Genomic DNA, 11,760 nt, shown 5'->3' on the forward strand with positions numbered 1-11,760 from the left:
GGCGAGCCGTCGGGTACGTGGAGAGTCGAGTTATGGGGTTTGATCAAATTCGTCAGCGCCGTTTGTCTGACGATATTGTCGAGCGGCTTGAAGGCATGATCCTTGAGGGCACGTTGAAGTCCGGCGAGCGGCTGCCGGCCGAGCGGACCTTGGCCGAACAGTTCGGTGTATCACGCCCTTCTTTGCGCGAGGCGATCCAGAAACTGGCGGCGAAGGGGCTGCTGGTCAGTCGGCAGGGCGGGGGGAACTATGTCGTGGATTCTCTGGGCTCGACATTCAGCGACCCGCTGCTGCTATTGCTGGAGAGCAACCCCGAGGCACAACGTGACTTGTTGGAGTTCCGCCACACGCTGGAAGCGTCCTGTGCCTACTACGCGGCGCTGCGGGCCACGGATGTCGATCGCGAGCGGCTGACGGCGGCATTCGACGAGTTGCAGGATTGTTATTCCCGCCACGACGAAGTGAGTCGGGCGGAAGAGGGCGCGGCGGATGCCCGGTTCCATCTGGCAATCGCCGAGGCCAGTCATAACGCGGTCTTGCTGCACACCATTCGCGGCTTGTTCGACCTGCTCAAGCGCAACGTCGTCACCAACATCGGCGGCATGTACAAGCAGCGCAGCGAGACCCGCGACATGCTGATCAGCCAGCATCGGGAGCTGTATCAAGCCATCATGGATGGGCACGCCGAACTGGCGCGAGAGGTGTCCAGTCGGCATATCCTTTATGTGCAGGAAGTGCTGGAAGAGGTTCGTCAGGAAGTACAGCGCGTGGCGCGAGCAGAACGGCGCAAGGGAATGTAAACGTGCCACGGATATCGTGGGAGCGAGCCTGCTCCCACAGATGATTCCTGGCTAATCTTCCTTGCCCTTGTTGCGCACCGCACGCTGCAGCTCGCGACCGGCATCGCGTTCGCGTTCGGTATCGCGCTTGTCGTATTCCTTCTTGCCCTTGCCCAGCGCGATCTCGCACTTGATCAGGTGCTTGCTCCAGTACAGCGACGTGCAGACGCAGGCGTAACCTTTCTGCTGCACGGACGAGAAGAGCTTTTCCAGCTCTCGCTTGTTGAGCAGCAGCTTTCGCGAGCGCGTCGGGTCGGCAATGACGTGGGTGCTGGCAGTGGTCAGCGGCGTGATATGACTGCCCAGCAGCCAGGCTTCTCCGTCCTTGAGCAGGACGTAACTGTCAACCAGTTGCGCCTTGCCGGCACGCAAGCTTTTTACTTCCCAGCCGGCCAGGACCATGCCAGCCTCGAAACGTTGTTCGATGAAGTAATCGTGTCGCGCCTTTTTATTTTGCGCGATGGTCCCTGTGGGATGTTTCTTCTGTTTAGCCATAGGGGCGGCATTATAGGCAGTTGCGTGCGTGTCGGCTACGGTGAAGCTGCGTGCTTGAGCAGGTTGAATGAATCCCGGACAATGCGGCCTCTTTTTTCAACGCTTGGGCGTGATCACGATGTCGACAGACAAGGTTTCTGTCCACGGCAGTTGGGCTAGCCGCTGGGTCTTCATATTCGCCGCGACCGGTTCGGCCGTGGGCCTGGGTAGTATCTGGAAGTTTCCGTACATGGTCGGCGTCTATGGGGGCGGCGCCTTTGTACTGATGTTCCTGGCTTGCATCGCGCTCATTGGCGCGCCGGTCATGCTGGCGGAAACGTTGATCGGTCGCCGCGCGCGGCAAAGCCCGGCTAACGCCTTGAAGGTGCTCGCATTGGAGGCGGGGCACTCGCCGAAGTGGTCTTGGGGCGCGTTCGCCGGGATGGTCACGGCGCTGCTGATCTTGTCTTTCTATAGCGTGGTCGGTGGCTGGTCGCTGGACTACATCATCGATATGGGCCGTGGGGATTTCCAAGGTGCGACGCCCGATCAGGTCGGCGCGTACTTCGGCGATGTGATTGCCGATCCCTGGCGGCTGACACTCTGGCACACACTTTTCATGGTGCTTTCCGCCGTGGTGATTGCCCGAGGCGTGGTCGCGGGGCTTGAGCGCAGCCTGCGGATCATGATGCCGCTCCTTTTCGTGATGATCCTGGTGCTGTTGGGCTACAGCATGACCACCGGGCATTTCATGGAAGGCGTGCATTTCATGTTCGATTTCAAACCGGAAAAAGTCATGGAGGGTCTGCTGCCGGCCATGGGCCACGCATTCTTCTCCCTGAGCGTGGGGGTTGGCTCGATCATGATCTACGGTGCCTACATGCCCAAGGGCGCGTCGCTGACCAAGACGGTTGTCGGCGTTGCGTTGCTGGACACCTTTGTGTCGCTGCTGGCTGGGGTGGCATTGTTTCCGATTGTGTTCGCCGCTGGCCTGAACCCCAGCGAGGGCCCCGGGCTGATGTTCGTCAGCTTGCCGTTTGCCTTTGGCAGCATGGCGTTCGGTCAAGTAATGGGCGTGGTGTTTTTTGTCCTGGTGGCGATTGCCGCCTGGAGTTCGGCGATTTCCCTGCTGGAGCCGATGGTGGCCTATCTGGTTGAACGAACCCGCCTCAGTCGCGCCTGGGTCACGTTCTGGCTGGCCTTCACCTGCTGGTTCGTGGGGTTGGGGACCGTGTTTTCCTTCAACATTTGGAAGCAGGCCAAGTTTTTCGTGAACGAAGACGGGCTGTTCCACCTCTATCAGTGGGGAGCAACCGGAGGGCTGGATTTCTTCGGCGTGATCGATTTCTTTACATCACGGATCATGCTGCCGCTGGGTGGTTTGTGCTTCGTGGTGTTCGCGGGTTGGATCATGGGTCGTGAAGCCGTGCGTGATGAATTGTCACTGCGCAGTCCTGTATTGTTCGCCTTGAGCCTGTTCTTGATGCGCTATGTGGCGCCCATCGGCATCCTCGTAGTGTTTGCCGCCCAGCTGTGGAAGTGACGCTTACATGACGACACATATTCAACGCTCAGCGTTGCTGCCTTACCCGGCGCAGGCGCTGTACGACTTGGTCAATGACGTGGAGAGTTATCCGGAGTTTCTGCCCTGGTGTTCGTCCGCCGAGGTGCTCGAAAGCTCAGAAACCCATATGCGCGCCAGCCTCAATGTCGCCAAGGGTGGATTGAGCCAGCACTTCGTCACGCGCAACACCTTGGTGCCGGGGCAGTCCATCGAGATGAACCTTGAAGAAGGGCCGTTCAACCAGCTCCATGGCGTCTGGGTGTTCAAGTCACTGGGTGAAAAGGCCTGCAAGATCAGCCTGGATCTTTCGTTCGATTACGCCGGGCCGCTGGTGCGCGCGACATTGGGGCCGCTGTTCAACCAGGCGGCCAATACCCTGGTCGATGCGTTTTGCCAGCGTGCCAAGCAGAATGCTGAGCTCAAGCGGTGATCGAGATAGAAGTGGTGTATGCCAGCGCCGAGCGCCAGATCCTCCGCGCGTTCGCTGTGCAGGAGGGTACGAGTGTTCGCGCCGCGCTGGCGGCATCGGGCGTTGCAGATGCGTTTCCGGAGTTGGATCTGGCCACTGTCCCCGTCGGGATCTTCGGCAAAGTGGTTGCGGATCCGGAGCGGCAGGTCGTGCAAGCGGCTGATCGACTCGAAATTTATCGGCCTTTGTTGGCTGATCCGAAAGAAATCCGTCGCCTGCGAGCGGCCAAGGCAGCCCAGGCTCGTCAGGCAGATCAATGACCTGGTCTGGATCGCAGGCAATAAAAAACCCGGCAATGCCGGGTTTTTTTATTACCGCAATTTATTGCGGCGAGGTATCCAAAGGTTCTGGTGTCGGGACAGGTACGGTCTCGACGTTGTCCACGTCCTTCTGGATCTGATCCAGCAACGAGCCTGGCTTGGCCGGCTTTTCCGGTTTCGGCTGATCGGCATTCTGGGTCGGATCGGTGACTGTGGTGCCACTGTCCTTGCCCATGATGGCCTCATCACGGCTCACGCCAGGCATGAAATCGCCCGACAGGCTGACGAGTTGGTCGTCAGGGCTGAAGATAACGCTGATGCGTTCTTGTTGCCGCTCGCCGCCACCTGGCTGCAAGCTGTACAGGTAATCCCAGCGATCGGCATGGAACGTGTCGGTCAGCAGGGGATTGCCCATGATAAACCGTACTTGCCGGCGGGTCATTCCCGGGCGTAACTGGTCTATCATGTCCTGCGTGACGACATTGCCCTGCTGGATGTCGATTTTGTAAACCCCGGGGAATGAACAACCGGCGAGTGCGAGCAGTCCCACAAAGGTGAAACTGGTTAGCAAGAGCTTGGTGTTTTGCATCGGTGGGCGACTTCCACTATCTTGGCTGGGACAACGTAAACGCCGATCATACCCGCATTAAGAGAAGCTGCGAAGCAGCATCGCGAGAAAGCTGACCATGGTTGAAAATAGCGAACTACGCAAAGCCGGCCTCAAAGTGACCCTGCCAAGGGTCAAGATTCTGCAAATGCTCGATTCCGCCGAGCAACGCCACATGAGTGCCGAAGACGTCTACAAGGCGCTCATGGAAGCTGGCGAGGACGTCGGTCTGGCCACGGTTTACCGTGTCCTGACTCAATTCGAGGCTGCAGGGTTGGTGGCACGTCATAATTTTGATGGCGGTCATGCTGTCTTTGAATTGGCTGACGGGGAGCATCATGACCACATGGTGGATGTGGAAACCCGGGAAGTTATCGAGTTCATCAGTCCTGAAATCGAAAAACTGCAACAAGCGATTGCTGATGAGTATGGTTTCGAGCTGATCGATCACCATCTCGTCCTGCATGTACGCAAGCGCAAATAAGTTCGTCGCGTGGGTGAAAGCCCCCAAAACGAAAGAAGGCGACCCTCGGGTCGCCTTCTTGCTTTATGGCGTCTCCTAGATTTTCGCCGCCACCACCATTTTCTTGGCGTGCGCCAAGGACTCTTTGGTCAGGTCGATGCCTCCGAGCATCCGGGCCACTTCTTCCACGCGCTCGTTCTTGTTCAGCTTGGACACGGCGGTACGAGTCGCGTCCTCGCCACGCACCTTGTGGACAAACAGATGCTGGTGCCCCTGGGCGGCGACTTGAGGCAGGTGGGTCACTGTCAGGACCTGCCCGCGCTCGCCCAGCCTGCGTAGCAACTGGCCGACGATTTCCGCCGTAGGGCCGCCGATGCCCACGTCCACTTCGTCGAATACCAACGTTGGCACCCGCGAGGTTTGCGCTGTAATGACCTGGATCGCCAGGCTGATGCGCGACAGCTCACCTCCGGATGCTACTTTTGCCAGTGCCTTGAGCGGTTGGCCGGGGTTGGCGCTGACCAGCAATTCCACCTGCTCCAACCCATTGGGCTGAAGTTCATCGCCGGCGTTGGGGCGCAGTTCGATGGTAAATCGGCCGCCGGGCATGCCCAGGCGCTGGATTTCCTGTTCTACAGCGCTGGCCAATCCGGTTGCAGCTTGCCGGCGCAGTTCGCTGAGTTCGTTGGCCTTTTCCTGGTAATGGCGCGCGTAGGAGGCCAATTCGTCCCCAAGGCGTTCGATGGATTCATCGTTGGCGTTAAGGGTTTCCAATTCTTCCAGCAGGCGTTGCTGCAGTTCGACGACATCGGTTGGCTGAATACGATGCTTGCGCGCCAATGTATAGATAGTGTCCAGGCGTTCTTCCAGATATTGAAGCCGCGCCGGGTCGGCGTCGAAATGATCAAGGAACCGGTTCAGCTCCCCGACTGCTTCTTCGACCTGGATCTGCGCACTGGTCAGCAGGTTGCTTGCCTCGCCCAATGCCCCCACCGAATTGCTGACGCTGGAGAGTCGGTTAAGGCTTGCGGTCAGCGCACTCAGCACATTGCCCGAATCGCTTTCGCTGCATTGCTCGACCACTTGCCGGCAAATGCCTAGCAATGCTTCCGCGTTGGTCAGGTTCTTGTGCTCCTGCTCCAGTTCCTCCAGCTCGTTTTCACCCAGGGCCAGGTTCTCCAGCTCTTCGAGTTGGTAGCTCAGTAGCTGGTGGCGGGCGCGTTGCTCGTCGCCGGAGTTGGAGAGACGATCCAGTTCCTGCCGGGTCTGGCGCCAACGCTGGGCTGCCAGATGAACCTGGCGGGCCAGATCGGTGGCCCCTGCGTACTCGTCGAGCAAGCGCCGATGGGTGTCGGTCTTGAGCAGGGATTGGTGTTCATGCTGGCTGTGGATGTCGATCAGCAATTCACCGAGGGCCTTGAGGTCTCCCAGCGGGCAGGGCGTGCCGTTGATATAGCCGCGGGAGCGACCCTCGGCAGTGATGACCCGCCGCAGGATGCACAGGCCATCGTTGTCCAGGTCGCGTTCGGCCAGCCAGGCGCTGGCTTCGGGAATGTCGACCAGGTCAAACGTTGCCAGGATGTCGGCCTTGTCCGCGCCAGGGCGCACCACGCCGCTGTCGGCGCGATCGCCGAGGGTCAGGCCCAAGGCATCGAGCATGATCGATTTGCCGGCGCCGGTTTCACCGGTTATCACGCTCATGCCTCGGTCGAGTTCGAGGTCGAGGTGTTCGACGATGGCATAGTTGTGTACGGACAGGTGCACCAGCATAAGGCCGCTCCCAGGCATTAGGTCTGGTTATTTATACAGTGTTTTGTTTCTGGCTGACAATGCCCTCGCTTAGCTCGATTTGCTTGGATAATCGAAATTCTTAGCGCCGAAGCGAAGGATATGCAGCTGTTTTTTGTAAGGTTAATTCGTCGCGCGGCCCTTGAAGCTGGAAAAGCTGGCCCCATATATCCGGGCAGAAGCGCGAGTCGAGCTCGCGGACGAAGTTGAAAGGAGAAATCTCTATGGCTGACGAACAGACGCAGGACACGCAAAATCTAGACGCCAATCAGGCTCCCCAGGATTCGGGTGAAGACCTGGCGGCACGTGTACAAGTGCTCGAGGAGCAACTGGCCGGCGCGCAGGATCAGGCGTTGCGTGTCGCAGCCGACTTGCAGAATGTCCGCCGTCGCGCCGAGCAAGACGTGGAAAAAGCCCACAAATTCGCCTTGGAGCGTTTCGCCGGCGACCTGCTGCCGATCATCGACAGCTTGGAGCGCGGTCTGGAGCTGTCCAACCCGGACGACGAGAACATCCGTCCGATGCGCGAAGGCATCGAGCTGACCCTGAAAATGTTCCAGGACACCCTCAAGCGTTATCAGCTTGAAGCGATCGATCCACACGGCGAACCTTTCAATGCCGAGCACCATCAGGCCATGGCGATGCAGGAAAGCGCAGACGTCGAGCCGAACAGTGTGCTGAAAGTATTCCAGAAGGGCTACCTGCTCAACGGTCGCCTGTTGCGCCCGGCCATGGTCGTGGTGAGCAAGGCGCCCGCACCGGTTTCGCCTTCTATTGATGAGCAGGCTTGAAATCGGGCGCAGCGGCCCCATTAAGAAGTCAAGCGTTTAAGTGCTACCGCAGTTAGCCACCACTGCTGCGGCAACAAAATCCAAGTTCCGGGAGAGTTAACATGGGCAAGATTATCGGTATCGACCTGGGGACCACCAACTCGTGCGTCTCCGTGCTGGAAAACGGCAAGGCCAAAGTTATTGAGAACGCTGAGGGCGCGCGCACCACGCCGTCCATCATTGCGTACGCCAACGATGGCGAGATCCTGGTTGGCCAGTCCGCCAAGCGTCAGGCTGTGACCAATCCGCATAACACCCTTTACGCGGTGAAGCGTCTGATCGGTCGCAAGTTCGACGAAGAAGTCGTTCAGAAAGACATCAAGATGGTCCCTTACAAGATCGCCAAGGCTGACAATGGCGATGCCTGGGTTGAAGTGAACGGCCAGAAAATGGCGCCGCCACAGATCTCGGCTGAAATCCTCAAGAAAATGAAGAAAACCGCCGAAGACTACCTCGGCGAAGCGGTGACTGAAGCGGTCATTACCGTTCCTGCCTACTTCAACGACAGTCAGCGTCAGGCCACCAAAGACGCCGGCCGCATCGCGGGCCTGGACGTCAAGCGTATCATCAACGAACCGACCGCGGCCGCGCTGGCCTACGGCATGGACAAGGCCAAGGGCGATCACACCGTGATCGTTTATGACCTGGGTGGCGGTACCTTCGACGTTTCGGTGATCGAAATCGCTGAAGTCGACGGCGAGCACCAGTTCGAAGTGTTGGCCACCAACGGTGACACGTTCCTGGGTGGTGAAGACTTCGACATCCGCCTGATCGACTACCTCGTCGACGAGTTCAAGAAAGAAAGCGGCATGAACCTCAAGGGTGACCCGCTGGCCATGCAGCGCCTGAAAGAAGCCGCTGAAAAAGCCAAGATCGAACTGTCCTCGAGCCAGTCGACCGACGTGAACCTGCCTTACATCACCGCAGACGCCACCGGTCCTAAGCACCTGAACGTGAAAATTTCCCGCGCCAAGCTTGAAGCGCTGGTGGAAGACCTGGTTCAGCGCACCATCGAACCTTGCCGCATTGCGATGAAAGACGCCGGTATCGACGTCGGCTCGATCAACGACGTGATCCTGGTTGGCGGCCAGACCCGTATGCCGCTGGTCCAGAAGCTGGTTACCGACTTCTTCGGCAAAGAAGCGCGCAAGGACGTGAACCCGGACGAAGCCGTTGCCATGGGTGCCGCCATCCAAGGCGCCGTTCTGGCCGGTGACGTAAAGGACGTTCTGCTGCTCGACGTCAGCCCGCTGACCCTGGGTATCGAAACCATGGGCGGCGTGATGACCGCGCTGATCGAGAAAAACACCACGATTCCTACCAAGAAATCCCAAGTGTTCTCGACGGCCGACGACAACCAGAACGCCGTGACCATCCACGTGCTGCAGGGTGAGCGCAAGCAGGCTACCCAGAACAAGTCCCTGGGCAAGTTCGACCTGGCCGAGATTCCACCGGCTCCGCGCGGTGTGCCACAAATCGAAGTGACCTTCGACATCGACGCCAACGGCATCCTGCACGTCGGCGCGAAAGACAAGGCTACTGGCAAGACCCAGTCGATCGTGATCAAGGCCAACTCCGGTCTGTCCGAGGAAGAAATTCAGCAGATGGTTCGTGACGCTGAAGTCAATGCCGAGGAAGACCGCAAGTTCGAAGAGCTGGCCAGCGCCCGCAACCAGGGCGACGCCTTGGTTCACTCGACTCGCAAGATGGTTGCCGATGCCGGTGACAAAGTGACCGCTGAAGAGAAGACCGCGATCGAAGCTGCCGTGGTTGCCCTTGAAGCTGCCGTCAAAGGCGACGACAAGGCCGCCATCGAAGCGAAGATCGAAGAGCTGTCCAAAGTCTCCGCGCCAGTGGCTCAGAAGATGTATGCCGAGCAGGCCCAGCCAGCTGAAGGTGCAGCGCAGCAAGGCGAATCGGCCCAGAAAGCCGATGACGTTGTCGACGCCGAGTTCGAAGAAGTGAAAGACAACAAGTAATCGCTTGTTGTCGGCCGGTTGACTGCGTTTGTGCGGTGGCTGGTAGGATGTCGCCGCGCGGGAGCTTGCTCCCGCGTTGGCGTGTCTGGAGCCAGTGAATTTTTACAGCATGCGACAGCGCTCGGATGCTGGCGGTGTGATCGGGACTGCTCCTGCTTTCCGAGCGATAGACGCCGCGTTTTGGCCGGTGCCCTGGCTGAAAATTTATGACCAGGATCGTTGAATCGACGTGAGTTGGGTCCGGGCCTGTATGGGGCTCAACGAGTTTGGCGAGGCTCAGGAGGGGTTTGCCGAACGTCCTACAAGAGTGCAAAGACTAATGGCAAAGCGTGACTATTACGAAGTATTGGGTGTCGAGCGTGGTTCAAGCGAAGCGGACCTGAAAAAGGCCTACCGTCGCCTGGCGATGAAGCACCACCCGGACCGTAATCCCGACGATAAAGCGTCGGAAGAGTTGTTCAAGGAAGCCAACGAGGCTTACGAAGTGCTGTCGGACTCCAGCAAGCGCGCCGCTTACGACCAGTACGGTCACGCTGGCGTCGATCCGAGCATGGGTGGCGGCGGTGCCGGTTTCGGTGGCCAGAACTTCTCCGACATCTTCGGCGATGTGTTCAGCGATTTCTTCGGCGGCGGTCGCGGCGGTGCCCGTGGTGGCGCCCAGCGTGGCAGCGATTTGCGCTACACGTTGGAACTGAATCTGGAAGAGGCGGTGCGCGGAACCACGGTCAATATCCGTGTTCCGACGCTGGTCAATTGCAAGCCGTGCGACGGTTCGGGAGCCAAGAAGGGCTCCTCGCCTGTCACTTGCCCCACCTGTGGCGGTATCGGCCAGGTCCGCATGCAACAGGGCTTCTTCTCGGTCCAGCAGACCTGCCCACGTTGCCATGGCCAAGGCAAGATCATTTCCGATCCGTGCGACTCCTGCCACGGCGAAGGGCGTGTCGAAGAGTACAAGACGCTGTCGGTGAAAGTGCCGGCCGGTGTCGACACCGGTGACCGCATTCGTCTTTCCGGCGAAGGCGAGGCGGGGGCTCAAGGCGGTCCGACTGGCGACTTGTACGTCGTGATCAACGTGCGTGAGCACGCGATCTTCCAGCGCGACGGCAAACATCTGTTCTGCGAGGTGCCGATCAGTTTCGTCGATGCGGCATTGGGTGGCGAGCTTGAGATTCCGACCCTCGATGGTCGCGTCAAGCTGAAGATTCCCGAGGGGACGCAAACCGGCAAGCAGTTCCGGATCCGCGGCAAAGGCGTAGCGCCAGTGCGGGGCGGTGGTGCGGGCGACCTGATGTGTCGCGTTGCGGTGGAAACGCCGGTGAACCTGAGTCGGCGCCAGCGGGAATTGCTGGAAGAGTTCCGCAGCTCCCTGGCAGATGACAACAGTCACTCGCCGAAAACCACCGGTTGGTTCGAAGGCGTGAAGCGCTTCTTCGGCGACCTGTAAGGAGTGGGCATGCGACGTATAGCTGTGATGGGCGCCGCGGGGCGCATGGGCAAGGCGCTGGTCGAGGCGGTGCAGCAGCGTTCGCCGCTGTCGGGCCTGACGGCTGCCATTGTCCGGCCCGACAGTACGCTGGTGGGAGCTGATGCTGGCGAGCTGGCTTCGATTGGACGTATCGGCGTGCCGATGTCCGGTGGGTTGGAAAAGGTCCTCGACGAGTTCGATGTATTGATCGACTTCACCCTGCCTGAAATCATGCTGAAAAACCTCGCCATCTGCCGCAAGGCCGGCAAGGCCATGGTGATCGGCACGACCGGCCTGGATGCGGCACAAAAGGAATTGTTGGCTGAGACCGGCAAAGATATTCCGATCGTGTTCGCGGCGAATTTCAGCGTGGGCGTGAACCTGTCACTGAAGTTGCTGGACCTGACCGCTCGGGTCTTGGGCGATGATGCGGATATCGAAATTATCGAGGCGCATCATCGACACAAGATCGACGCGCCTTCAGGAACCGCGTTGCGCATGGGTGAAGTGATTGCCGATGCGCTGGGGCGTGACCTGCAGCAAGTGGCCGTATACGGGCGCCAGGGGCATACCGGTGCGCGGGAACGCGACACCATCGGTTTCGCGACCGTGCGTGGCGGCGATGTGGTAGGCGACCACACCGTGCTGTTCGCCACTGAAGGCGAGCGCCTGGAGATCACCCATAAAGCGTCGAGCCGGATGACCTTCGCCAAGGGCGCTGTACGGGCTGCGCTGTGGCTGGAGGGTTGCGAACCTGGCCTGTACGACATGCAGGACGTTCTCGACCTGCGTTGATGCCATCAATAGCGGGGTTCAGGTTATACTGAGCCCCGTTTTAAACCGCTTCGCGACGACCTGTCGCATTCCCCTGCCTTCAAGGCTCATTAGCGGTGGACCCAAAAAGCCTTTTTCTGTAAGCTACAGCTTTAGTGTGTCCACTAAAAGCGCGCAGAATAATTCAGTGAACAAGCGGGGTGACGTGTCCATACGTCACTCCGCTTTTTTACAACCTGCGATCGCCC

The 11,760-nt window shown here is 59.2% G+C and carries 12 protein-coding genes; 9 read left to right on the forward strand and 3 right to left on the reverse strand.

Translation table 11 applies throughout. The features are described 5' to 3' along the window. Nucleotides 1–32: 32 nt before the first annotated feature. Nucleotides 33–800, forward strand: coding sequence for an FCD domain-containing protein (locus J3P95_RS04320; RefSeq protein WP_434560979.1), 768 nt, complete (start codon nucleotides 33–35; stop codon nucleotides 798–800). A gap of 51 nt (nucleotides 801–851) precedes the next feature. Here J3P95_RS04320 and smpB read toward each other — a convergent pair whose 3' ends face one another. After that, nucleotides 852–1,334, reverse strand: a complete 483-nt coding sequence (gene smpB, locus J3P95_RS04325) for an SsrA-binding protein SmpB (RefSeq protein ID WP_186639510.1) — start codon at nucleotides 1,332–1,334, stop codon at nucleotides 852–854. A gap of 118 nt (nucleotides 1,335–1,452) precedes the next feature. Here smpB and J3P95_RS04330 point away from each other — a divergent pair, with 118 nt between their 5' ends. From J3P95_RS04330 to J3P95_RS04340, 3 genes are read left to right on the forward strand one after another with little or no spacing between them, the layout of a single operon-like run. After that, complete coding sequence (locus tag J3P95_RS04330; protein WP_434560981.1) at nucleotides 1,453–2,856, forward strand: sodium-dependent transporter; 1,404 nt, start codon at nucleotides 1,453–1,455, stop codon at nucleotides 2,854–2,856. Nucleotides 2,857–2,863: 7 nt separating this feature from the next. Next, entirely contained in the window at nucleotides 2,864–3,307 is a 444-nt protein-coding gene (locus tag J3P95_RS04335) for a type II toxin-antitoxin system RatA family toxin (RefSeq protein ID WP_434578553.1), read from the forward strand. Beyond that, nucleotides 3,304–3,606 (forward strand): RnfH family protein, encoded by a 303-nt coding sequence (locus J3P95_RS04340; protein WP_434578551.1) that lies wholly within the window; start codon nucleotides 3,304–3,306, stop codon nucleotides 3,604–3,606. Before J3P95_RS04335 ends, J3P95_RS04340 begins: the two co-directional genes overlap by 4 nt. Before the next feature lie 61 nt (nucleotides 3,607–3,667). Here J3P95_RS04340 and J3P95_RS04345 read toward each other — a convergent pair whose 3' ends face one another. Further along, nucleotides 3,668–4,195, reverse strand: coding sequence for an outer membrane protein assembly factor BamE (locus J3P95_RS04345; RefSeq protein ID WP_186643933.1), 528 nt, complete (start codon nucleotides 4,193–4,195; stop codon nucleotides 3,668–3,670). Between the two features lie 97 nt (nucleotides 4,196–4,292). Here J3P95_RS04345 and fur point away from each other — a divergent pair, with 97 nt between their 5' ends. Further along, the gene (gene fur / locus J3P95_RS04350; RefSeq protein ID WP_186612180.1) at nucleotides 4,293–4,697 is read left to right on the forward strand and encodes a ferric iron uptake transcriptional regulator; all 405 of its coding nucleotides are present in this window, start codon (nucleotides 4,293–4,295) and stop codon (nucleotides 4,695–4,697) included. A 75-nt stretch (nucleotides 4,698–4,772) separates the two neighbouring features. Here fur and recN read toward each other — a convergent pair whose 3' ends face one another. Further along, nucleotides 4,773–6,446 (reverse strand): DNA repair protein RecN, encoded by a 1,674-nt coding sequence (gene recN / locus J3P95_RS04355; protein ID WP_434560989.1) that lies wholly within the window; start codon nucleotides 6,444–6,446, stop codon nucleotides 4,773–4,775. 242 nt (nucleotides 6,447–6,688) lie between these two features. Between recN and grpE the strand changes: the two genes are divergently transcribed. The 4 genes from grpE to dapB all read left to right on the forward strand — a co-directional run bounded on the left by grpE (nucleotide 6,689) and on the right by dapB (nucleotide 11,533). Continuing rightward, nucleotides 6,689–7,255: a nucleotide exchange factor GrpE gene (gene grpE / locus J3P95_RS04360; protein WP_039592327.1), complete on the forward strand. Its 567-nt coding sequence runs from the start codon at nucleotides 6,689–6,691 to the stop codon at nucleotides 7,253–7,255. A gap of 101 nt (nucleotides 7,256–7,356) precedes the next feature. Then, the gene (dnaK, locus tag J3P95_RS04365; protein ID WP_186612177.1) at nucleotides 7,357–9,273 is read left to right on the forward strand and encodes a molecular chaperone DnaK; all 1,917 of its coding nucleotides are present in this window, start codon (nucleotides 7,357–7,359) and stop codon (nucleotides 9,271–9,273) included. A 319-nt stretch (nucleotides 9,274–9,592) separates the two neighbouring features. After that, nucleotides 9,593–10,717, forward strand: a complete 1,125-nt coding sequence (gene dnaJ / locus J3P95_RS04370; protein WP_214963795.1) for a molecular chaperone DnaJ — start codon at nucleotides 9,593–9,595, stop codon at nucleotides 10,715–10,717. 9 nt (nucleotides 10,718–10,726) lie between these two features. Next, nucleotides 10,727–11,533 (forward strand): 4-hydroxy-tetrahydrodipicolinate reductase, encoded by an 807-nt coding sequence (gene dapB, locus J3P95_RS04375; RefSeq protein WP_434560995.1) that lies wholly within the window; start codon nucleotides 10,727–10,729, stop codon nucleotides 11,531–11,533. Nucleotides 11,534–11,760 lie beyond the last annotated feature (227 nt).

Source organism: Pseudomonas sp. Z5-35 (genome assembly GCF_051131945.1).
Classification (GTDB): domain Bacteria; phylum Pseudomonadota; class Gammaproteobacteria; order Pseudomonadales; family Pseudomonadaceae; genus Aquipseudomonas; species Aquipseudomonas marvdashtae.

Bases quoted from the DNA above. Each gene is read 5' to 3' on its own strand.
- J3P95_RS04335 (WP_434578553.1), top strand. From the start codon at position 2,864: ATGACGACACATATTCAACGCTCAGCGTTGCTGCCTTACCCGGCGCAG.
- J3P95_RS04345 (WP_186643933.1), bottom strand. From the start codon at position 4,195: ATGCAAAACACCAAGCTCTTGCTAACCAGTTTCACCTTTGTGGGACTG.
- dapB (WP_434560995.1), top strand. From the start codon at position 10,727: ATGCGACGTATAGCTGTGATGGGCGCCGCGGGGCGCATGGGCAAGGCG.
- J3P95_RS04330 (WP_434560981.1), top strand. From the start codon at position 1,453: ATGTCGACAGACAAGGTTTCTGTCCACGGCAGTTGGGCTAGCCGCTGG.
- J3P95_RS04320 (WP_434560979.1), top strand. From the start codon at position 33: ATGGGGTTTGATCAAATTCGTCAGCGCCGTTTGTCTGACGATATTGTC.
- grpE (WP_039592327.1), top strand. From the start codon at position 6,689: ATGGCTGACGAACAGACGCAGGACACGCAAAATCTAGACGCCAATCAG.
- dnaJ (WP_214963795.1), top strand. From the start codon at position 9,593: ATGGCAAAGCGTGACTATTACGAAGTATTGGGTGTCGAGCGTGGTTCA.
- fur (WP_186612180.1), top strand. From the start codon at position 4,293: ATGGTTGAAAATAGCGAACTACGCAAAGCCGGCCTCAAAGTGACCCTG.
- recN (WP_434560989.1), bottom strand. From the start codon at position 6,446: ATGCTGGTGCACCTGTCCGTACACAACTATGCCATCGTCGAACACCTC.
- dnaK (WP_186612177.1), top strand. From the start codon at position 7,357: ATGGGCAAGATTATCGGTATCGACCTGGGGACCACCAACTCGTGCGTC.
- smpB (WP_186639510.1), bottom strand. From the start codon at position 1,334: ATGGCTAAACAGAAGAAACATCCCACAGGGACCATCGCGCAAAATAAA.